Consider the following 21954-nt stretch of genomic DNA (forward strand, 5'->3'; position numbering starts at 1 on the left):
TGGAGAGTATTTTATTTCGGGAGAGAGTCATGCTGGAACTACTTTTTGTGATTGGATTTTTTATCATGCTGATGGTCACCGGCGTCTCGTTGCTGGGGGTGCTGGCCGCGCTGGTGGTAGCCACCGTCGTCATGTTTTTGGGCGGGCTATTTGCCTTGATGATTAAACTGTTGCCCTGGCTGTTACTGGCCGTTGCCGTGGTGTGGGTGATCAAGGCGATAAAAGCGCCAAAAGTCCCACAGTATCAGCGCAATAACCGCCGATTTTACTAAGGTATTGAGTGGTCCGTCACAACCTGAAACATTGCCTTTAGAACCAAATAGGAATTGATTATCAAATCTGTCACTATTGCCTGGTTAACGAATTCATCGAGCTGTACCCTACATACAGCCGAACTAAAAAAAAGAAAGGGCTTCCTGCGGGAAGCCCTAATTCTTTACGGGATCAGCAGACTCGATCCCTGCGTGGCGCGACTTTCCAGCACTTCATGGGCCCGTTGCGCGTCGTGTAGCGCAAATGTCTGACCAGGTGCGACATCCACTTTGATCACCCCGCTGGCAATCAGCGAGAACAGCTCATTGCTGGCTTCGGTTAATTCATGGTGGTTGGTGATGTAACCCTGGAGCGAAGGGCGGGTCACGTACAGCGAACCTTTCTGATTAAGAATCCCTAAATTTACACCAGTCACGGGTCCGGACGCGTTGCCAAAACTGACCATCAGTCCGCGGCGCTGCAGACAATCGAGAGACGCCTCCCAGGTATCTTTCCCCACCGAGTCATACACCACCCGCACTTTTTTACCGCCGGTGATCTCTTTTACCCGCTCAACAATGCTTTCTTCACGATAGTTAATTACCTGCCACGCGCCGGCCTGCTGCGCAATTTGCGCTTTTTGCGCATTGCCGACGGTGCCAATCAGTTTCGCTCCCAACGCTTTCGCCCACTGACAAGCGATCAGACCGACGCCACCTGCGGCTGCGTGGAATAAAAACGGTTCGTCAGGCTGGATTTCATAGGTTTTGCGCAACAGGTAAAAAACGGTCAGCCCCTTCAGAAACGAGGCGGCTGCCTGTTCAAACGAGATAGCGTTAGGCAGAATAGCGGCTTTATCAGCCGGCACGTTATGCACTGAGCTGTAAGCGCCAAGCGCAGACTGAGCATACACCACGCGATCGCCAGCTTTGATGTGCGTCACTTTGCTGCCAACTTTGCTGACCACGCCTGCGGCTTCGGTACCCAGACCGCTGGGCAGAGAAGGCGGCGGATAAAGACCAGTGCGGATGTAGGTGTCGATGTAGTTGATCCCTATCGCTTTATTCTCGACCTGGATTTCGTTTTCCGCCGGGTCAACCGGCGTAAACTCCACAGCCTTGAGTACATCAGGCCCACCATGCTTGTGAAATTCAATACGTGTTGCCATGCTTCCTCCAAAAGAAATGTGGTAATCTTTCGACCCAATCATTATCTCGGTAACTCCATTCACTATGGCAGGAAATAAACCCTTCAACAAACAACAGACTGATGCTCGTGAGCGCGATCCCCAGGTCGCCGGGCTGAAAGTACCGCCGCACTCGATTGAAGCGGAACAGTCGGTGTTGGGCGGTTTAATGCTGGATAACGAACGCTGGGATGACGTGGCCGAACGCGTGGTCGCGGAGGATTTTTATACCCGCCCGCACCGGCATATCTTTACGGAAATGCATCGCCTGCAGGAGATGGGAAAACCCATCGATCTGATTACCCTGGCAGAGTCGCTGGAGGTTCAGGGCCAGCTGGACAGCGTCGGCGGTTTTGCGTACCTGGCTGAGTTATCGAAAAATACGCCAAGTGCGGCCAACATTAGCGCTTATGCGGATATCGTCCGCGAACGTGCCGTTGTCCGTGACATGATTTCGGTCGCGAACGAAATTGCGGAAGCCGGATTCGATCCGCAAGGACGTTCCAGTGAAGACCTGCTGGATCTCGCGGAGTCTCGCGTCTTTAAAATCGCTGAAAGCCGCGCCAACAAAGACGAAGGCCCGAAAAACATTACCGATGTGCTCGACGCTACCGTCGCGCGTATCGAGCAGCTATTCCAGCAGCCGCACGACGGCGTCACCGGGGTGAATACCGGTTATGACGACCTCAACAAAAAAACCGCTGGTTTGCAGCCGTCAGACCTCATCATCGTCGCCGCGCGTCCGTCGATGGGTAAAACGACATTTGCAATGAACCTCGTCGAAAATGCGGCGATGTTGCAGGATAAGCCGGTTCTTATCTTTAGTCTTGAAATGCCCTCAGAGCAGATCATGATGCGTTCCCTGGCCTCGCTTTCACGCGTAGACCAAACAAAAATTCGTACTGGTCAACTGGATGACGAAGACTGGGCGCGAATTTCCGGAACAATGGGTATTTTGCTGGAGAAACGAAACATCTATATTGATGACTCCTCCGGCCTGACGCCAACGGAAGTGCGCTCGCGTGCCCGTCGTATCGCCCGTGAACACGGCGGTATCGGACTTATCATGATCGACTACCTGCAGCTGATGCGCGTGCCGTCGCTTTCCGACAACCGTACGCTGGAAATTGCTGAAATTTCCCGCTCGCTGAAAGCGTTAGCGAAAGAACTGCATGTGCCGGTGGTGGCGCTGTCGCAGCTTAACCGCTCTCTGGAACAACGCGCCGACAAGCGTCCGGTCAACTCAGATCTGCGTGAATCCGGCTCCATCGAGCAGGATGCCGACTTAATCATGTTTATCTATCGTGATGAGGTTTATCACGAAAACAGCGACTTAAAAGGCATCGCCGAAATTATTATTGGTAAGCAGCGTAACGGTCCGATCGGAACGGTTCGCCTGACGTTTAACGGACAGTGGTCGCGATTCGACAACTATGCGGGCCCACAATACGACGACGAATAAATCTCCGTCATCCTTCATGCTGCAGATGCGTTGACTTCGCCCGTTCACCCCGGTCACTTAGTTTACTAAGCTTCCGGGGATTCTCAGGCTTGTCGCCTTTCTGCAACACGAATGATTTAGGAGATTCTTTTATTAAGGAATACAAATGCAAGCGGCAACTGTAGTTATTAACCGCCGCGCTCTGCGACACAACCTGCAACGTCTGCGTGAACTGGCTCCGGCCAGTAAACTGGTTGCGGTCGTGAAAGCGAACGCTTACGGCCATGGTCTGTTAGAGACCGCGCGAACGCTCCCCGATGCGGACGCTTTTGGTGTCGCTCGTCTTGAAGAAGCCCTGCGGCTGCGCGCGGGGGGCATCACGCAGCCTATCCTGCTACTGGAGGGATTTTTCGATGCCACCGATCTGCCGACTATCTCCGCGCAGCGTCTGCATACCGCCGTACACAACCTGGAGCAGCTCGAGGCCCTGGAGGCCGCAAAACTGGCTGAGCCGGTCACCGTCTGGATGAAACTCGACACGGGCATGCACCGCCTGGGCGTGCGTCCTGAGCAGGCCGAGGCGTTTTATCAGCGCCTGACGCAATGTGAAAATGTGCGCCAGCCGGTCAATATCGTCAGCCACTTTGCACGCGCGGACGAGCCTGAGTGTGGCGCGACTGAAAAGCAGCTCGATATCTTTAATAGCTTCTGTGAAGGCAAACCGGGGCAGCGTTCGATTGCCGCATCCGGTGGTATTCTGCTGTGGCCGCAATCTCACTTCGACTGGGCGCGTCCGGGGCTGATTCTGTACGGTGTATCACCGCTGGAAAACCACTCTATCGGTGCCGATTTTGGCTGCCAGCCGGTGATGTCGCTAACCTCCAGCCTGATTGCGGTGCGTGAGCACAAAGCGGGCGAACCGGTCGGCTATGGCGGTACCTGGCAGAGCGAGCGCGACACGCGTTTAGGCGTGGTGGCGATGGGTTATGGTGATGGTTACCCGCGTGCGGCGCCGTCTGGAACACCGGTGCTGGTCAATGGTCGTGAAGTGCCGATCGTTGGTCGCGTCGCGATGGATATGATCTGCGTCGATTTAGGCCCTGGGGCACAGGATAAGGCCGGTGATTCAGTGATTCTTTGGGGTGAAGGTTTGCCCGTGGAACGCATTGCTGAAATGACGAAAGTAAGTGCTTACGAACTTATCACGCGCCTGACCTCAAGGGTGGCGATGAAGTATATCGACTAAGTTCATGATATGCCGGACAGGCGGAACGCCGCCATCCGGCAATATGCTCGCCAACTGCAACATCCTCTCGATCTTCTTCCGCTTCCGGTTTATTGTGTTCTTATCCTCTGCCTGTAAACCTGGAGAACCACCTCGTGTTTCAAAAAGTTGACGCCTACGCTGGCGACCCGATTTTATCGCTCATGGAGCGATTCAAAGAAGATTCACGTAGCGACAAAGTGAACCTCAGCATTGGTCTGTACTACAATGAAGACGGCATTATTCCTCAGCTTAAAGCGGTGGCGGAGGCGGAAGCCCGACTCAATGCCCAACCGCATGGCGCTTCGCTGTATCTACCGATGGAAGGTCTGAACACGTATCGTAATACCATTGCGCCGCTGCTGTTTGGCGCAGATCATCCGGTTCTCCTGCAACAGCGTGTCGCAACCATTCAGACGCTGGGTGGTTCCGGGGCGCTAAAAATTGGCGCAGACTTCCTGAAACGCTATTTCCCTGACTCTGGCGTATGGGTCAGCGATCCAACATGGGAAAACCATATCGCGATTTTTGAAGGGGCTGGATTCGAAGTGAGTACTTACCCCTGGTATGACAATGAAACCAACGGGGTACGTTTCAATGACCTGCTGGCCACGCTGAATACCTTACCTGCGCGCAGCATCGTGCTGCTGCATCCGTGCTGCCATAACCCGACCGGTGCAGATTTAACCCCTGCGCAATGGGATGCCGTTATTGAGATTCTGAAATCGCGAGATCTGATCCCGTTCCTCGACATTGCCTATCAGGGCTTTGGCGGCGGAATGCAAGATGATGCTTACGCGATCCGCTCTATAGCCAGCGCCGGATTACCCGCTCTGGTCAGCAACTCATTTTCTAAAATTTTCTCTTTATACGGCGAGCGCGTCGGTGGGCTGTCTGTGGTATGTGAAGACGCCGATGCGGCAAGCCGCGTTCTCGGGCAATTAAAAGCGACCGTACGTCGTAACTACTCCAGCCCGCCGAACTTTGGTGCGCAGGTGGTCGCTACGGTACTGGGTGATGACGCGCTGAAAGCCAGCTGGCTGGCGGAAGTCGAAGAGATGCGTACCCGCATTCTGGCAATGCGCCAGGAGCTGGTTAACGTGCTGAGCGCTGAAATCCCTGGTCGTAACTTTGACTATCTGCTGCAACAGCGCGGAATGTTCAGCTATACGGGGCTTAGCGCCGCTCAGGTCGATCGCCTGCGTGATGAGTTTGGTGTGTACCTGATTGCCAGTGGTCGTATGTGCGTGGCCGGATTGAATCACGCTAACGTGCAGCGCGTGGCGAAGGCCTTTGCTGCCGTTATGTAACAATCTGGTTTGCCGGATGGCGGCGTCAACGCTTTACCCGGCCTACAAGAGCATTGGTTTTTATCGTTTGTAGGCCGGATAAGCGTAGCGCCATCAGGCACGCTTTTCTGTGTGATCGTGCTCTTTTTCTGTAACAAAACCAGAGAAAATCCTTCCTTTCCCTTCCCTCAGGGGGTAAGGTCAGATAGTTTTTTGACCAGTTGTTAATAAAAAAATGATAACTAACTGACTACTTAGGGAAAAATATGCGCAAGTTTACGTTGGCACTGAGTGCCGTTTGTTTATTGTTCACGTTAAATCAGCCTGCTCAGGCATTAGTTTCTTCTCCCTCGCAGCTCAATCCAGGCACCAACGTTGCAAAACTCGCCGAGCAGGCCCCCATTCACTGGGTTTCCGTGGCGCAAATTGAAAACAGTCTGACTGGACGCCCGCCGATGGCCGTCGGGTTTGATATCGATGATACCGTCCTTTTTTCCAGTCCGGGCTTCTGGCGCGGTAAGAAAACGTACTCTCCGGACAGTGAAGATTACCTGAAGAATCCGGCTTTCTGGGAGAAAATGAACAACGGCTGGGACGAGTTCAGTATTCCAAAAGAAGTGGCGCGCCAGTTAATTGATATGCATGTGCGTCGTGGCGATAGCATTTTCTTTGTCACCGGACGTAGCCCGACGAAGACTGAAACGGTATCGAAAACGCTGGCTGATAACTTTCACATCCCGGCCGCCAATATGAATCCGGTCATTTTTGCCGGCGACAAGCCGGGCCAGAACACCAAAACGCAGTGGTTACAGGATAAAAACGTGCGCATGTTCTACGGCGATTCTGACAATGACATCACCGCCGCTCGCGACGTGGGTATTCGCGGTATTCGTATTTTACGTGCTTCCAACTCCACCTATAAACCGCTACCCCAGGCCGGCGCGTTTGGTGAAGAGGTGATCGTAAATTCTGAGTATTAAAGGCGCAGGCTGCTGTTTGGTGGTTTTTTAAACAAATTTGCGTTACCGGCTTTTACCTTTTGCGGACTTGCTGCACACTGAATAAACGATGTTCTCATTAGGCGAGTGCTGGTAAGGGGAATAAAGATGACGAATTCGGAGTTGCTGCAATACTGCATGGCAAAAACGGGCGCGGAGCAGAGCGTGCACAGTGACTGGAAAGCCACACAAATCAAAGTCGAAGATGTACTCTTTGCCATGGTAAAAGAGGTAGAAGAACGCCCGGCGGTCTCTCTGAAAACCAGCCCTGAACTGGCGGAATTACTGCGTCAGCAGCATAGCGATGTACGACCAAGCAGGCATCTGAATAAAGCGCACTGGAGCACGGTGTATCTGGACGGCTCGCTGCCGGATTCGCAGATTTATTATCTGGTTGATGCCTCTTATCAGTTGGCGGTAAACACGCTGCCGGAAGATAAACGTCGGATATTGGCGCAGCCCTGATCTGTTTCGCCGGATGCGGCGCAAGCGCCTTATCCGGCCTACAAGAAATTATGCATATTCTGTAGGCCAGATAAGTGTTGCGCAATTACAACAGCGGTTTGAGGAAGCGGGCCGTGTGTGAAGCTTCACACTCAGCGACCGTTTCTGGCGTGCCGGAGACCAGAATTTCCCCGCCGCCGCTACCGCCTTCCGGACCGAGATCGACAATCCAGTCAGCGGTTTTGATTACGTCCAGATTGTGCTCAATCACCACGATGGTGTTGCCCTGATCGCGCAACTGATGCAGCACGTCCAGTAACTGCTGAATATCCGCAAAATGCAGACCGGTGGTCGGTTCATCAAGGATATACAACGTCTGCCCGGTGCCGCGTTTTGACAGTTCGCGCGCCAGCTTCACGCGCTGCGCTTCGCCGCCGGAGAGCGTAGTGGCCGACTGGCCGAGACGGATATACGTCAGGCCCACGTCCATCAGCGTTTGTAGCTTACGCGCCAGCGCCGGGACGGCATCGAAGAACTCGCGTGCTTCTTCAATGGTCATATCCAGCACTTCGTGGATGGTCTTGCCCTTGTACTTAATCTCCAGCGTTTCGCGGTTATAGCGCTTGCCTTTACACTGGTCGCACGGCACGTAGATATCCGGCAGGAAGTGCATTTCAACTTTGATCACGCCGTCGCCCTGACAGGCTTCACAGCGTCCGCCGCGAACGTTAAAGCTGAAACGACCCGGCGTGTAACCGCGCGCGCGGGATTCTGGTACGCCAGCAAACAGTTCGCGCACCGGCGTAAACACACCGGTGTAGGTTGCCGGGTTGGATCGCGGAGTACGACCAATCGGGCTTTGGTCAATGTCGATCACTTTGTCGAAATGTTCCAGGCCCTGAACATCGCGGTACGGCGCAGGTTCAGCCAGCGTGGCGCCGTTCAGCGCTGTCTGCGCAATCGGGAACAGCGTGTCGTTGATCAGCGTCGATTTACCGGAACCGGAAACCCCGGTAATGCAGGTGAACAGGCCAACCGGCAGCGTCAGGGTGACATCTTTCAGGTTGTTGCCGCGCGCGCCGGTAAGCTTCAGCACTTTTTCCGGATCGGCCGCCACGCGCTGTTTCGGTACTTCAATTTTACGCTTACCGCTCATGTACTGGCCGGTCAGCGACTCAGGCACCGCCATGATGTCGTCGAGCGTCCCTTCGGCAACCACCTGGCCGCCGTGAACGCCAGCGCCCGGGCCGATATCGATAACGTGGTCAGCGGCGCGGATCGCATCTTCATCGTGCTCGACCACAATCACGGTATTACCCAGATTACGCAGATGGATGAGCGTGCCCAACAGACGTTCGTTATCGCGCTGATGCAGACCAATAGACGGTTCATCCAGGACGTACATCACACCGACCAGACCCGCGCCGATCTGGCTTGCCAGACGAATACGCTGGGCTTCGCCGCCGGAGAGCGTTTCCGCTGAACGCGACAGCGTCAGGTAGTTGAGGCCGACGTTGACCAGGAATTTCAGACGATCGCCAATCTCTTTAAGAATTTTCTCTGCAATCTTCGCTCGCTGACCGGCAAGCTTCAGGTTGTTGAAGAAATCCATCGCATGACCGATGCTCATGTCGGAAATTGCGGGCAGCGGCGTATTTTCAACAAATACGTGGCGGGCTTCCCGGCGCAAACGCGTCCCTTCACAGCTGGCGCACGGGCGGTTGCTGATGAATTTGGCTAATTCCTCGCGTACCGCGCTGGATTCCGTCTCTTTATAACGGCGCTCCATATTGTGCAATACGCCTTCGAACGGATGGCGACGTACGGACGTATCGCCGCGATCGTTCATGTATTTAAATTCGATATTCTCTTTACCGGAACCGTACAGCACCACTTTATGCACGGCGGGGTTCAGGCTGGCCCATGGGGCTTCGACGTCGAATTTATAGTGTTCCGCCAGTGACTTAAGCATCTGGAAGTAGTAGAAGTTGCGGCGATCCCAGCCGCGGATAGCGCCACCGGCCAGCGACAGTTCCGGGTTTTGAATCACCCGGTCAGGATCGAAATACTGTTGTACGCCGAGGCCGTCACAGGTCGGGCATGCGCCCGCCGGGTTGTTGAATGAAAACAGACGCGGTTCCAGTTCGCGCATGCTGTAGCCGCAGATCGGGCAGGCGAAGTTGGCAGAGAACAGCAGCTCTTCCGCTTTCGGGTCGTCCATATCGGCAACCACTGCCGTACCGCCGGACAGTTCCAGCGCGGTTTCAAACGATTCCGCCAGGCGCTGGGTGAGATCGTCACGTACTTTAAAGCGGTCAATCACCACTTCAATGGTGTGTTTCTTTTGCAGCTCAAGCTTGGGCGGATCGGACAGGTCGCACACTTCCCCGTCGATACGGGCACGGATATAGCCCTGACCCGCCAGGTTTTCCAGCGTTTTGGTGTGCTCGCCTTTACGCTCTTTAATTATCGGCGCCAGCAGCATCAGACGCTTGCCTTCCGGCTGCGACAGGACGTTGTCCACCATCTGACTCACGGTCTGCGCCGCCAGGGGAACGTCGTGATCCGGGCAGCGCGGTTCGCCAACGCGGGCAAACAGCAGGCGCAGATAGTCGTGAATTTCGGTAATCGTACCTACCGTGGATCGCGGGTTATGGGATGTCGATTTTTGCTCGATTGAGATGGCGGGAGACAGCCCCTCAATGTGGTCGACATCCGGCTTTTCCATCAGTGACAGAAACTGACGCGCGTACGCGGAAAGGGATTCAACGTAACGACGCTGTCCTTCGGCATACAAGGTGTCGAAAGCGAGCGAAGATTTGCCTGAGCCCGAAAGCCCGGTGACGACAATCAGCTTGTCGCGCGGGATGACGAGGTTGATGTTTTTGAGATTATGGGTGCGGGCGCCCCGAACTTCGATCTTATCCATTCATCTTTCCCGGATTAAACGCTTTTTTGCCTGGCTGCATGGTGCTACCGGCGATCACAAACGGTTAATTATGACACAACCTGACCTGAATGGATATACAGTATTGGAATGCAAAACGCAGGTGTCTGTGCAACAATGTCTATCCGGGGTTGTTTACTGGAATCGATCTCGCAACGTAGTAAAAGCGCTATTGGAAATGCTACAATCCCGCGCTTACACTTATTCAGTAACGTTTTTCAGGAGACACGATCATGGCCAGCAGAGGCGTAAACAAGGTGATTCTCGTCGGTAATCTGGGCCAGGACCCGGAAGTACGCTATATGCCGAATGGTGGCGCAGTTGCCAACATTACGCTGGCTACTTCCGAATCCTGGCGTGACAAAGCGACCGGCGAAATGAAAGAGCAGACTGAATGGCACCGTGTCGTGCTGTTCGGCAAACTGGCGGAAGTAGCCAGCGAATATCTGCGTAAAGGTTCTCAGGTCTATATCGAAGGCCAGCTGCGTACCCGCAAATGGACCGATCAGTCCGGCGTAGAAAAGTACACCACTGAAGTTGTGGTTAACGTTGGCGGCACCATGCAAATGCTGGGTGGCCGTCAGGGTGGTGGTGCTCCGGCAGGCGGCGGTCAGCAGCAGGGCGGTTGGGGTCAGCCTCAGCAGCCGCAGGGTGGCAATCAGTTCAGCGGTGGCGCGCAGTCTCGCCCGCAGCAGTCAGCTCCGGCAGCGCCGTCTAACGAGCCGCCGATGGATTTTGACGACGATATTCCGTTCTAATTTTTCTGCTTTATACGAAAAATTATGGCTACCTCAAAACAGGGGTAGCCATATGTGATTTTTTATCAGTTCAACACCATCGGCCAGTCTGGCGGTGTGTGGCTCATCACTTCAACCATCACATTTTCAATGTTCTTCCAGATTGCGGACATATCCACCAGGGTTATGCCGAGCAGCCCGGTTGCAAACCAGCAGGCGAAAACCAGTCCCAAACCACTACTAATGACGGCCAGGCCAATATAATCTGATTTACGAAAACGGATATTGAGCGTGCTGGCTAAAAACATCAGCACCGCGCTGAGTAGCTGCCATCGCAGAAGAACCACGCCAGTTGTTATCGTTGCCATGAAAAAACGTCCTCAGAAAGTCTTGATGCCCATGACAGCGCGGGGGTGTTCACCGAGGGTGTAGTACTCTGGCTCTCGACGGGCAATAACACGAATGAAACATTGTTTCTGTTACATGAATTGTGTGAACTATATCACATTTGCTCGTTTGTTCACCAGTGTTAGAGGTTATTTTTGCAGGATAATAACCATGTTATTTACATGGTTATTTTTAATAAAAAAATCGATAACAAATAATCTAATAAAAAGATGCATATGGATTACCTGTTATGTTTATCCTAAATTATTCGTTAAGAAATTTAATGAATTTCTTAAACACGACCAGGATAATGCTCATAAAAAATTACTACTTGTTGATAATAATGTTATGAAATAAGCATAACTTTAAGTTTGCCTTACGGAAAAATAATATCATCATCAACTATTATCAGACTTTTACATAGAGAAGTCTGTTGCTAATAATGATAGATTCATGCAACTTAATCAGTCAGTGTTTATAGCATCCCGCCTAATGGGTTCTGGCATATACGAAACAGGGAAATAGGGCTGACATGAATCACAGTGCGCGACGCAAGATGCTGAAGTTCTTCGGAACATTCATGGTGGTATTGCTCCCCGTGGTGCTGGCGTTATGGTTTGCTCACATCCGGGCGATGTCCGAAACCCGTAATCAACTCAGCTCTTTTGCTCAACTGGTGTTAAATAAAACGGAATTGGTGATCCTCCAGGCTGATTTAGCGCGTGATATGGCCCAGTTGTATCAGGGTAAGATGTGTACCCCTGCCCATCAGAAAAGTATGCTGAATATTATTCGTGGTCGTTTATATATCAGTGAGCTAATTTATGCGCAGGGCGATCATTTTTTGTGCTCTACGTCAATGATGCCGCGAGTCCCATATATTATGGCGACAGCCGACTATAAACGCGCGCCAGACGTCTTCATCTATTACTACCGCGATACCCCCTTTTTCGCTGGCTACAAAATGACGTACATGCAACGAGGAAACTACGTTGTCGTCATCAATCCATTATCTTACAGCGAAGTCATGTCTGATGATCCGGATCTGTCCTGGGGAGTGTATGACACAGTAACGGACACCTTTTTCTCTGCCAGCGAAGGGGCGAATATTGCGCAGTTCTCGCCGCTGATAAGCGGTGAATCCTCAACATTCCAGCAGGGCGAGCGATTCTATACCATCGTACATTCAGAAAAACGCCCCATCGCGATTATTGTTTCGACCTCCGACGCTCGTGTGAATCAGATTTTCTATCATGAGGCGGCGTTAACGATCCCCTTTGGGATTATCTGCAGCATCCTGATACTGCTCATGTGGTGGCGTACGCGTCAGGAATACCTCTCTCCCCGCCGCTTATTAAAACGTGCGATCAAGAAACGTCAGCTTTGTCTGTACTATCAGCCGATCATTGACATCAAAAATGGACAATGTGTCGGTGCCGAGGCTTTGCTACGCTGGCCAGGCTGTAACGGTGAGGTGATGAGCCCGACGGAGTTTATTCCGCTGGCGGAAAAAGAGGGGATGATTGAGCAGATCACGGATTATGTTGTTGAGGAGGTCTTCAAAGATTTAGGGGCTTTTCTTTCGGCGAATCCTCAGTTGTATATCTCGATTAACCTCTCGGCCTCTGACTTTCATTCATCCCGACTGATTGCTCTGATTGCCGAAAAAAACCATGAGTACTCCGTGGCGGCCCAGCAAATTAAAGTTGAGGTGACGGAGCGCGGCTTTATCGATGTACATAAAATGACACCCATCATCCAGGCGTTTCGGCAGGCCGGTTTTGAAGTGGCGTTTGACGATTTTGGCACGGGATATTCCAACCTCCATAATTTGTCAGCGTTGAATATCGATATCCTGAAGATCGACAAATCGTTTATTAGTACACTGGCCACTAACAGCACCAGTCACTTGATAGCCGAACATATCATCGAGATGGCGCAAAGCTTAAACCTGAAGACGATTGCGGAAGGGGTGGAAACGGCGGAGCAAATCGGGTGGTTGCTTGAACACGGCGTACAGTATTGCCAGGGCTGGTATTTTGCGAAGGCGCTGCCGCCGCAGGAGTTCATGCGTTGGATAAAACGCTCGCCCGCCATACTGACGCAGAGCGGGCAATAATTTTACAGGCGGTGGCGGTAATCGCTGGGAGTACGATCAAACTCTCGGCGAAATACGCGCGAGAAGGTTTGCTGCGATACATAGCCAAGATCCATCGCAATATCGAATATAGGCCGTTCGGTCGTCCGTAGTTCAACGGCGGCCAGCAGAAGCCGACGTTGGCGGATGTAGTCACCCAGCGTCTGACGCATCACCGTGCGGAACATTCTCTGCAAATACCACTTTGAGTAACCTGATTTTTTCGCAACCGCCTCAATGTTCAGCGGTTGATCGATATGTTCATCAATCCATTCAATAAGGGTCTGAATAATCTGCTGATGGGACATAGAGTTGCCTCTTTCTCAGTGTTCGATTCGTCGTTTTGTCTGTGGGCGAGTATAATTCCTCAAGTTAACTTGAGGTAAAGCGATTTATGGAAAAGAAATTACCCCGGATAAAAGCGTTGCTCACGCCAGGTGAAGTTGCAAAGCGTAGCGGTGTGGCGGTATCGACCCTGCATTTCTATGAAAGCAAAGGATTAATCAGCAGTATGCGCAACAGCGGCAATCAGCGTCGATACAAACGCGATGTGTTGCGTTATGTCGCGATTATCAAGATTGCCCAACGTATCGGCATTCCACTGGCCACGATCGGCGACGCGTTAGGTGTATTACCTGAAGGGCATTCGCTCAGCGCCAAAGAGTGGAAGCAGCTCTCTTCGCAATGGCGCGAGGAGTTAGACCGACGCATTCATACTCTGGTGGCGTTACGCGATGAGCTGGATGGGTGTATTGGCTGCGGCTGTTTATCCCGCAGTGATTGCCCGTTGCGTAACCCTGGCGATCAGCTTGGCGAGCAGGGGACCGGGGCGCGCCTGCTGGAAGATGATTGATTGGTTTAAAGTATGTGGCGGATATAACGGGTATAAAACTAAAGCGCCACAGAGGGCGCTTTAGTTTGGTTCCGGTCTTTGTCTTTCACTCTATCCCGTTGGTTCACGGGAGGGTTTCCCCCGACATCAACACCCCTCAGTCGAGCACGTTTGGGGAGGTTCCGGTCTGTGTTGATAATGTAAGTGTAAGCCACCCCTCTCTATTTGCCAGTGAATTGATTGCTTTTTAGCCAAAAATTTTTCTGCATCTTCATGCATTTTTTTGTGCGAGCAGGCGTGAAAAATAAATGCAAATCTTGTAATAACTCAGCGAAATTTGTTGCCAGATTGCGCATTGACGATAACGTTTGCGCATCGTCTGGCTATTTCTTGCGCATTATAAGAAGAAATGAGTAAAAAGCGGCAAAGTTCAGTTGAAAACCAACGTATGATCGCTGGATAATCGTTTGCTTTTTTTTATCACCCGTTTTTTATGCGCGGAGCTAAACGTTTGCTTTTTTGCGACACCCCTATTGACGCAAAGCTGGCACATGGAGAAATCGTTTAGCAGGCAGTGGATTGTCCACCACGCATAATGACGAAAAAATAAACTCTCAGGGGATGTTTTCTATGTCTACGCCTTCAGCGCGTACCGGCGGTTCACTCGACGCCTGGTTTAAAATTTCGCATCGCGGCAGTACCGTTCGTCAAGAAGTCGTTGCCGGATTAACGACGTTCCTGGCCATGGTCTACTCCGTTATCGTGGTTCCGGGGATGCTGGGTAAAGCCGGATTCCCGCCTGCCGCTGTGTTTGTGGCAACCTGTCTGGTTGCGGGCGTCGGTTCTATTGTGATGGGCCTGTGGGCGAACCTGCCGTTGGCGATTGGCTGCGCCATTTCGCTGACCGCGTTTACCGCATTCAGCCTGGTACTGGGACAACATATTAGCGTGCCCGTAGCGCTGGGCGCGGTGTTCCTGATGGGGGTTCTGTTTACCATCATTTCTGCGACCGGTATCCGTAGCTGGATCCTGCGCAATCTGCCGCAGGGCGTTGCGCACGGTACGGGGATTGGTATCGGCCTGTTCCTGCTATTGATTGCGGCCAATGGCGTTGGTCTGGTGATTAAGAACCCGCTGGACGGCCTGCCGGTTGCGCTGGGCGACTTCGATACCTTCCCGGTGATTATGTCGCTGGTTGGTCTGGCGGTGATTATTGGTCTCGAAAAACTGAAAGTACCGGGCGGCATCCTGCTGACCATTATCGGTATCTCCATCGTCGGCCTGATTTTCGATCCGGCCGTGCATTTCTCCGGTATTTTTGCCATGCCGTCGCTGAGCGATGAAAACGGCAACTCGCTGATCGGCAGCCTGGATATTATGGGCGCACTGAACCCGATCGTTCTGCCGAGCGTGCTGGCGCTGGTTATGACCGCGGTCTTCGATGCGACCGGAACCATCCGCGCGGTAGCCGGACAGGCGAATCTGTTGGATAAAGACGGACAAATTATCGATGGCGGCAAAGCGCTGACCACCGACTCCCTGAGCAGCGTGTTCTCTGGTCTGGTAGGGGCTGCACCGGCGGCGGTTTACATTGAATCCGCAGCGGGTACGGCGGCAGGCGGCAAGACCGGTCTGACGGCGATCACCGTTGGCGTATTGTTCCTGCTGATCCTGTTCCTTTCTCCGCTCTCTTATCTTGTTCCTGTTTACGCAACGGCGCCTGCGCTGATGTATGTGGGGCTGCTGATGCTGAGCAACGTGGCGAAAATCGACTTTGCTGACTTTGTCGACGCGATGGCGGGTCTGGTCACTGCTGTATTTATCGTCCTGACCTGTAACATCGTTACCGGCATTATGATTGGTTTTGCTACCCTGGTCATTGGTCGCATTGTCTCTGGCGAATGGCGCAAACTGAACATCGGTACGGTGGTGATTGCTATCGCGCTGGTGGCCTTTTACGCGGGTGGTTGGGCTATTTGATTTTGCTTCGATGACGCTCCTGAAAACGGGTGGCCCAGGCCGCCCGTTTTTATTTTCAGAACACACTCGTTGTCTTTTGCGATACTCTCAAGTAGATAGAATTAAGGCACGACGCCTTTATCATCAATCATAAGAAACATCGCAAACAGGGAACGCATGGAAATCTTTTTCACCATACTCATCATGACCCTTGTGGTCTCGCTGTCGGGGGTATTTACTCGCGTATTGCCCTTCCAACTCCCATTACCCCTTATGCAGATCGCCATCGGCGCCTTGCTGGCGTGGCCGACGTTTGGTTTGCATGTGGAATTCGATCCAGAGCTGTTTCTGGTGCTGTTTATCCCGCCGCTGCTGTTTGCCGATGGCTGGAAGACGCCGACGCGTGAGTTTCTGGAGCACGGGCGAGAGATTTTCGGCCTTGCGCTGGCGCTGGTTCTGGTCACGGTGGTCGGGATTGGCTTTATGATTTACTGGCTGGTGCCGGGGATCCCTCTCATCCCTGCTTTTGCGCTGGCTGCCGTGCTGTCGCCAACCGATGCCGTCGCCCTTTCCGGTATTGTGGGTGAGGGGCGCATCCCGAAGAAAATCATGGGTATCCTGCAGGGCGAAGCGTTGATGAACGACGCGTCCGGCCTGGTCTCGCTGAAATTTGCCGTTGCCGTGGCGATGGGCACGATGGTGTTTACCGTCGGCGGCGCGACGCTTGAGTTCTTCAAAGTGGCGGTTGGCGGCATCCTGGCCGGTTTTGTCGTCAGTTGGTTATACGGACGCTCCCTGCGTTTTCTTAGCCGTTGGGGCGGTGATGAGCCGGCAACGCAAATCGTCCTGCTGTTCCTGCTGCCGTTTGCGTCTTATCTGATTGCGGAACACATCGGTGTTTCAGGCATTCTCGCGGCGGTTGCTGCCGGGATGACGATTACCCGCTCTGGCGTGATGCGCCGCGCGCCGTTGGCGATGCGTTTACGTGCTAACAGCACCTGGGCGATGCTGGAGTTTGTGTTTAACGGCATGGTCTTCTTGTTGTTAGGACTGCAGTTGCCGGGCATTCTGGAGTCATCTTTGGCGGCGGCGGAAGTCGATCCGAACGTTGAAATCTGGATGCTGTTTACCGATATCGTGCTGATTTATGCCGCGCTGATGTTGGTACGTTTTGGCTGGCTGTGGACCATGAAGAAGTTCAGCCTGCGCTTCCTGAAGAAAAAGCCGATGGAGTTTGGCTCCTGGACGACGCGTGAAATCCTGATTGCCTCCTTTGCGGGAGTTCGCGGGGCCATTACCCTCGCCGGTGTGCTCTCCATTCCTCTGTTGTTACCGGACGGGAGCGGCTTCCCGGCGCGTTATGAGCTGATCTTCCTCGCCGCGGGCGTGATTCTGTTCTCGCTGTTTGTCGGCGTGGTGATGCTGCCGATTCTGCTACAACATCTGGAAGTTGCAGACCACTCGCAACAGCAAAAAGAGGAGCGCATTGCCCGCGCTGCCACGGCGGAAGTCGCGATTGTCGCGATCCAGAAAATGGAGGAGCGTCTGGCTGCGGATAGCGAAGAGAACATTGATAATCAGCTACTGACTGAGGTGAGTTCCCGTGTCATTGGTAACCTGCGTCGTCGCGCCGATGGGCGAAACGATGTAGAAAGCTCAATGCAGGAAGAGAACCTGGAGCGACGGTTCCGTCTGGCGGCGCTGCGTTCAGAACGCGCCGAGCTTTATCATCTGCGCGCCACGCGTGAAATCAGCAATGAAACGCTGCAAAAGCTATTGCACGATCTGGATTTGCTGGAAGCGCTGTTGATTGAGAACCAATAAAAGGAAGCTCGTTGTAGGCCGGATAAGGCGTTTAGCCGCATCCGGCATTTTACGACTCCTGCGTTAACCAAAACCCTTCGCAACATTTCAGCCATGCCTGGGCGCTGTGCGACAGATACACACCTTCGCGCCAAATCATGCCCAACTGCCAGCGTAAGTCGCTTTCCAGAGGGATCCAGCGCAGCGTTTGCTTATCCAACCGCTGGCAAATCGGCTCCGGTAAAATGGCGATCCCGACGCCGGCTTGCACCATTGCCGCCAGAAAATCCCACTGCCCGCTGCGCACAGCGATACGCGGTTTTACGTTGTGCTGGTTAAACAACTCAAGCAGTTGACGGCTCAACGCGAAATCTTCGTTGTAGATAAGCAGCGGATGCTCCGCCAGCGCTTCGGGGGAAATGGAGTCGCACGTTGTCCATTGACCGGAGCGGGGGACCAGCACGCAGAGCGGATGACTGAAAAGTGGTAAGGTCGCCAGACCGCTCTCTTCTTCAACCGGCAACGCGGTCATCGCAACATCCAGATCGCCGTTCATCACCGCCTGCTGGACGGTTAAACCGCCAAATTCAGACACTTTCAGTTCCACGCCGGGATAACGCTGGCGAAAAAGGCTGATGGGGCCAGCCATCAACATACCCACCATGGGCGGGATACCGAGGCGCAGTATTCCCTTGTTGAGGTGATTAATGTCGCTGAGTTCTGCTTCGAGCTGGCGGAACTCGGCGAGGATCGCCAGGCCGCGTTCGAACACGACCTGGCCGGTATCGGTCAACAACAGTCGCCGTCCGTCGCGGATGAGCAACGTGCAATTAAGCTCGTCTTCAAGGTTCTTCAACATTTTGCTGATAGTGGGCTGGGTGACAAAGAGTTTCTCCGCTGCGCGGGTAAAGCTCTGCTGACGCACCACCTCAACAAAATATCGCAGCGTTCTGATATCCATGATTATTCCTTAAGACTATGCCTGCAATGATTTTAATTCATTTCAGTCCTGGACGGGGGCTCTCTATACTGGCGCTCTCTATTTTTTAAGGACATACCCTCATGGCTGTGGCGATAAGCCGCGTGACGCCTGCCGTTATTCATCGACTCCAGATCCCCGTTCAGGTTCTGTTGTACGCAGGTCTCTTTGTTTTTGCTCAATATCTTGTCTCCTGGCTGCATCTGCCGCTTCCTGCCAACCTGGTTGGGATGGTGCTGATGCTGGCGTTGATTGTCTGCCGGGTTATCCCGCTGAACTGGATCCGCGCAGGCGCTCGCTGGTTACTGGCTGAAATGCTGTTGTTTTTTGTCCCGGCGGTGGTCGCCGTCGTTAACTATACGCAACTGCTACTGGTTGATGGATGGCGTATTTTTGCCGTTATTGCGATAAGTACGATGATGGTGCTCGGCGCAACGGCATGGGTCGTGGATAAAGTGTATCGCTATGAAATGAGCAGGTTAAACCGTGAGTAATTTCCAGTTAAGCGTGCTGTGTCTGGTGATTACGCTGGGCATCTATTTTGCCAACAAGCGCCTGTATCGCCGCTTTCGTAAATTACCGCTGATGCCGTTAGTGCTTACTCCGGCGCTGTTGGTGCTGATGTTGGTCTTTGGACATATCTCCTGGCAAAACTATATTGGTGAATCGCACTGGCTGCTATGGCTGCTAGGTCCCGCAACCATTGCCTTCGCCGTTCCGGTTTATGACAACCTTGCCGTGATTAAACGTCACTGGATGTCGCTGACGGCGGGTGTGGTGACGGCGACACTGGTGGCGGTCACCAGTTCCGTCTGGTTGGCGCGCCTGTTTATGCTGCCTGATGAAATTCAGCGCAGTCTGGCGGTGCGGTCCGTTACTACGCCATTTGCGCTGGCGGCGGCAGAGCCATTGGGCGGTCAGCCGGATCTGGTGGCATTGTTCGTGGTCGTGACGGGCGTATTCGGGATGGCGGTCGGCGATGTGCTGTTTTTGCGGCTCTCTATTCGCGAAGGGATGGCGAAAGGTGCAGGTTTTGGCGCAGCATCGCACGGCGCAGGCACGGCTCGCTCATATGAGCTCGGCCAACAGGAGGGCGTAGTGGCTAGCCTGGTGATGATGCTTTCCGGCGTGGTGATGGTGCTGGTATCGCCGCTGGTCGCAAGGCTGATGTTCTGAGAAAGGCAGTAATCCTCCGGCCCGGAAGCCGGAGGAGAGGGAATATTAGTGCGCGCGACCTTGTTCAACGCCATACCCGGTCTGGGAACGGATGAACTGAGCACGGAACTGCTCGCGTTCGCGGTTACCTTCTTCTGAGTTATCGGTGGCAGAGAAGAACCAGATCCCGAGGAACGCTACGCTGATGGAGAACAGCGCCGGATATTCATACGGGAATATGGCTTTTTCGTGACCCAGGATTTGTACCCAAATTGTTGGGCCAAGCACCATCAGCACGACGGCCGTCAGCAGACCTAACCAGCCGCCCATCATTGCGCCACGCGTGGTCAGTTTTGACCAGTACATGGAGAGCAGAATGATGGGGAAGTTACAGCTGGCTGCGATAGCAAATGCCAGTCCCACCATGAAGGCGATGTTCTGGTTTTCGAACAGCACGCCGAGCACGATGGCAATCACACCCAGCACCAGTACGGTAATTTTCGACACCTTCAACTCTTCGCGCTCGGTTGCGCCTTTGCGGAATACGTTGGCGTACAGGTCGTGAGAAACTGCCGATGCGCCCGCCAGCGTCAAACCAGCAACCACTGCCAGAATGGTGGCAAACGCCACTGCCGAGATGAAACCGAGGAACAGGTTCCCGCCCACCGCATTCGCCAGATGTACCGCCGCCATGTTGTTACCGCCGATAAGCGCGCCAGCAGCGTCTTTATACACAGGGTTCGCGCCAACGAGCATGATCGCGCCAAAGCCGATGATAAAGGTCAGGATGTAGAAATAACCCATCAAACCGGTGGCATAGAACACGCTCTTACGCGCTTCGCGGGCATCGCTGACCGTGAAGAAACGCATCAGGATGTGCGGCAAGCCCGCCGTACCAAACATCAGGCCGAGACCTAACGACAGCGCGGAGATTGGATCTTTCACCAGTCCGCCCGGACTCATAATGGCGGAACCTTTCGGGTGTACCGCCATCGCTTCGGTGAACAGATTGTTGAAACTAAAGCCGACGTGCTTCATCACCATAAAGGCCATAAAGCTGGCGCCGAACAGCAACAGAACGGCTTTGATGATCTGTACCCAGGTGGTTGCCAGCATGCCGCCAAACAGGACGTACATCATCATCAATACGCCAACCAGCACGACGGCAATGTGGTAGTTCAGGCCAAACAGCAGCTCAATCAGTTTACCCGCGCCGACCATCTGCGCGATCAGATACAGCGCGACCACCACCAGGGAACCACACGCCGAGAGAATACGAATCGGACCTTGTTTCAGGCGATAAGAGGCCACGTCGGCAAAGGTGTAGCGACCAAGGTTACGCAGGCGTTCAGCAATCAGGAACAGGATAATCGGCCAGCCGACCAGGAAGCCGAGCGAGTAAATCAGTCCGTCATAACCGGAGGTAAAGACCAGCGCGGAAATCCCGAGGAACGATGCAGCAGACATATAGTCGCCTGCAATCGCCAGCCCGTTCTGGAAGCCGGTGATGTTACCGCCAGCGGTGTAGTAGTCATTACGCGAACGCACGCGTTTAGACGCCCAGTAGGTAATACCAAGCGTAAAGATGACGAAAATCAGGAACATGATAATCGCCTGCCAGTTGGTTGGCTGGCGTTGGACTGCTCCGCTTATAGCATCCGCCGCGTTTGCGGCGAAGGGCAGCGTGGCGGCAAGCGCCGTCAGGACTCTCTTCATGATGCTTTAACCTCGTGCAGAACCGCATTGTTCAGGCGATCGAATTCACCGTTTGCCCGCCAGATATAGATCCCGGTCAGGATGAAGGAGATAAGTATCACGCCGACCCCAATCGGAATACCCCGGGTGACGCTGGTTCCCGCGTGCAGCGGAGTACCCAGCCAACCAGGCGCAAAGGCAATCAGTAAAATAAAGCTGATGTAAACTGCCAGCATGATGATGGACAGAATGGTGGCAAACCGTTGCCGTTTTTCAACTAACTCCCTGAAACGCGCACTGTCTTCTATCCGCTGATAAATATTGTCATTCATCACAGAGCTCTCCAGAGGTCCCCTGCGTCTTTCGCGCTACAGGTTCGTTGGCCGCACTCGCCCACCCCAGTCACATAGTGAACTATGCTCCTGGGGATGTGCTCGCTTGCCGCCTTC

Annotated in this window: 20 protein-coding genes; 13 read left to right on the forward strand and 7 right to left on the reverse strand. The window is 53.4% G+C overall.

Annotated elements, in window-relative coordinates; genetic code table 11:
- The first annotated feature begins 29 nt into the window (after window positions 1–29).
- The gene (gene pspG, locus FOB24_RS03300; protein ID WP_016155352.1) at window positions 30–272 is read left to right on the forward strand and encodes an envelope stress response protein PspG; all 243 of its coding nucleotides are present in this window, start codon (window positions 30–32) and stop codon (window positions 270–272) included.
- 164 nt (window positions 273–436) lie between these two features.
- On the opposite strand, the gene FOB24_RS03305 is transcribed toward pspG, so the two are convergent.
- Window positions 437–1420: a quinone oxidoreductase gene (locus FOB24_RS03305; protein WP_150344506.1), complete on the reverse strand. Its 984-nt coding sequence runs from the start codon at window positions 1418–1420 to the stop codon at window positions 437–439.
- Between the two features lie 64 nt (window positions 1421–1484).
- Here FOB24_RS03305 and dnaB point away from each other — a divergent pair, with 64 nt between their 5' ends.
- The 5 genes from dnaB to FOB24_RS03330 all read left to right on the forward strand — a co-directional run bounded on the left by dnaB (window position 1485) and on the right by FOB24_RS03330 (window position 6895).
- The gene (dnaB, locus tag FOB24_RS03310) at window positions 1485–2900 is read left to right on the forward strand and encodes a replicative DNA helicase (RefSeq protein ID WP_003826610.1); all 1416 of its coding nucleotides are present in this window, start codon (window positions 1485–1487) and stop codon (window positions 2898–2900) included.
- 145 nt (window positions 2901–3045) lie between these two features.
- Window positions 3046–4125, forward strand: coding sequence for an alanine racemase (alr, locus tag FOB24_RS03315; RefSeq protein ID WP_150344507.1), 1080 nt, complete (start codon window positions 3046–3048; stop codon window positions 4123–4125).
- A 134-nt stretch (window positions 4126–4259) separates the two neighbouring features.
- Window positions 4260–5453 carry an aromatic amino acid transaminase gene (gene tyrB, locus FOB24_RS03320; protein ID WP_038636267.1) on the forward strand — a complete coding sequence of 398 codons (1194 nt, stop codon included), beginning with the start codon at window positions 4260–4262 and terminating at the stop codon, window positions 5451–5453.
- A gap of 245 nt (window positions 5454–5698) precedes the next feature.
- Window positions 5699–6412 (forward strand): acid phosphatase AphA, encoded by a 714-nt coding sequence (aphA, locus tag FOB24_RS03325; protein WP_038636269.1) that lies wholly within the window; start codon window positions 5699–5701, stop codon window positions 6410–6412.
- 126 nt (window positions 6413–6538) lie between these two features.
- Window positions 6539–6895 carry an MmcQ/YjbR family DNA-binding protein gene (locus FOB24_RS03330; RefSeq protein WP_038636271.1) on the forward strand — a complete coding sequence of 119 codons (357 nt, stop codon included), beginning with the start codon at window positions 6539–6541 and terminating at the stop codon, window positions 6893–6895.
- Between the two features lie 85 nt (window positions 6896–6980).
- On the opposite strand, the gene uvrA is transcribed toward FOB24_RS03330, so the two are convergent.
- Window positions 6981–9803, reverse strand: a complete 2823-nt coding sequence (gene uvrA, locus FOB24_RS03335; RefSeq protein WP_038636273.1) for an excinuclease ABC subunit UvrA — start codon at window positions 9801–9803, stop codon at window positions 6981–6983.
- 251 nt (window positions 9804–10054) lie between these two features.
- Here uvrA and ssb1 point away from each other — a divergent pair, with 251 nt between their 5' ends.
- Window positions 10055–10579 carry a single-stranded DNA-binding protein SSB1 gene (gene ssb1 / locus FOB24_RS03345; protein WP_003826621.1) on the forward strand — a complete coding sequence of 175 codons (525 nt, stop codon included), beginning with the start codon at window positions 10055–10057 and terminating at the stop codon, window positions 10577–10579.
- A gap of 65 nt (window positions 10580–10644) precedes the next feature.
- Here the strand turns inward: ssb1 and FOB24_RS03350 are convergent, their stop codons facing one another.
- Window positions 10645–10926 (reverse strand): YjcB family protein, encoded by a 282-nt coding sequence (locus tag FOB24_RS03350; RefSeq protein ID WP_038636276.1) that lies wholly within the window; start codon window positions 10924–10926, stop codon window positions 10645–10647.
- Window positions 10927–11477: 551 nt separating this feature from the next.
- Here FOB24_RS03350 and FOB24_RS03355 point away from each other — a divergent pair.
- A complete protein-coding gene (locus FOB24_RS03355) occupies window positions 11478–13064 on the forward strand; it encodes an EAL domain-containing protein (RefSeq protein ID WP_038636279.1) in 1587 nt (528 codons plus the stop codon).
- Window positions 13065–13066: 2 nt separating this feature from the next.
- On the opposite strand, the gene soxS is transcribed toward FOB24_RS03355, so the two are convergent.
- A complete protein-coding gene (gene soxS / locus FOB24_RS03360; protein ID WP_005132611.1) occupies window positions 13067–13390 on the reverse strand; it encodes a superoxide response transcriptional regulator SoxS in 324 nt (107 codons plus the stop codon).
- Window positions 13391–13476: 86 nt separating this feature from the next.
- On the opposite strand from soxS, the gene soxR reads away from it, so the two are divergent.
- From soxR to FOB24_RS03375, 3 genes are all read left to right on the forward strand, one after another.
- On the forward strand, window positions 13477–13935 hold the full coding sequence (gene soxR, locus FOB24_RS03365; RefSeq protein ID WP_003826630.1) for a redox-sensitive transcriptional activator SoxR: 459 nt from the start codon (window positions 13477–13479) through the stop codon (window positions 13933–13935).
- 609 nt (window positions 13936–14544) lie between these two features.
- On the forward strand, window positions 14545–15894 hold the full coding sequence (ghxP, locus tag FOB24_RS03370) for a guanine/hypoxanthine transporter GhxP (protein ID WP_038636284.1): 1350 nt from the start codon (window positions 14545–14547) through the stop codon (window positions 15892–15894).
- Between the two features lie 156 nt (window positions 15895–16050).
- Complete coding sequence (locus FOB24_RS03375; protein ID WP_038636287.1) at window positions 16051–17697, forward strand: Na+/H+ antiporter; 1647 nt, start codon at window positions 16051–16053, stop codon at window positions 17695–17697.
- A gap of 49 nt (window positions 17698–17746) precedes the next feature.
- On the opposite strand, the gene FOB24_RS03380 is transcribed toward FOB24_RS03375, so the two are convergent.
- Window positions 17747–18637: a LysR family transcriptional regulator gene (locus FOB24_RS03380; RefSeq protein ID WP_038636290.1), complete on the reverse strand. Its 891-nt coding sequence runs from the start codon at window positions 18635–18637 to the stop codon at window positions 17747–17749.
- A gap of 101 nt (window positions 18638–18738) precedes the next feature.
- Here FOB24_RS03380 and FOB24_RS03385 point away from each other — a divergent pair, with 101 nt between their 5' ends.
- On the forward strand, window positions 18739–19149 hold the full coding sequence (locus tag FOB24_RS03385) for a CidA/LrgA family protein (protein WP_038636293.1): 411 nt from the start codon (window positions 18739–18741) through the stop codon (window positions 19147–19149).
- On the forward strand, window positions 19142–19831 hold the full coding sequence (locus FOB24_RS03390; protein WP_038636296.1) for an LrgB family protein: 690 nt from the start codon (window positions 19142–19144) through the stop codon (window positions 19829–19831). Before FOB24_RS03385 ends, FOB24_RS03390 begins: the two co-directional genes overlap by 8 nt.
- Window positions 19832–19876: 45 nt before the next feature.
- On the opposite strand, the gene actP is transcribed toward FOB24_RS03390, so the two are convergent.
- Both actP and FOB24_RS03400 read right to left on the reverse strand, forming a co-directional pair.
- Complete coding sequence (gene actP, locus FOB24_RS03395) at window positions 19877–21526, reverse strand: cation/acetate symporter ActP (RefSeq protein ID WP_150344508.1); 1650 nt, start codon at window positions 21524–21526, stop codon at window positions 19877–19879.
- A complete protein-coding gene (locus FOB24_RS03400) occupies window positions 21523–21837 on the reverse strand; it encodes a DUF485 domain-containing protein (RefSeq protein ID WP_006688274.1) in 315 nt (104 codons plus the stop codon). Before FOB24_RS03400 ends, actP begins: the two co-directional genes overlap by 4 nt.
- Window positions 21838–21954 lie beyond the last annotated feature (117 nt).

It is taken from the genome of Citrobacter werkmanii (assembly GCF_008693645.1).
GTDB classification, from domain to species: Bacteria; Pseudomonadota; Gammaproteobacteria; order Enterobacterales; family Enterobacteriaceae; genus Citrobacter; species Citrobacter werkmanii.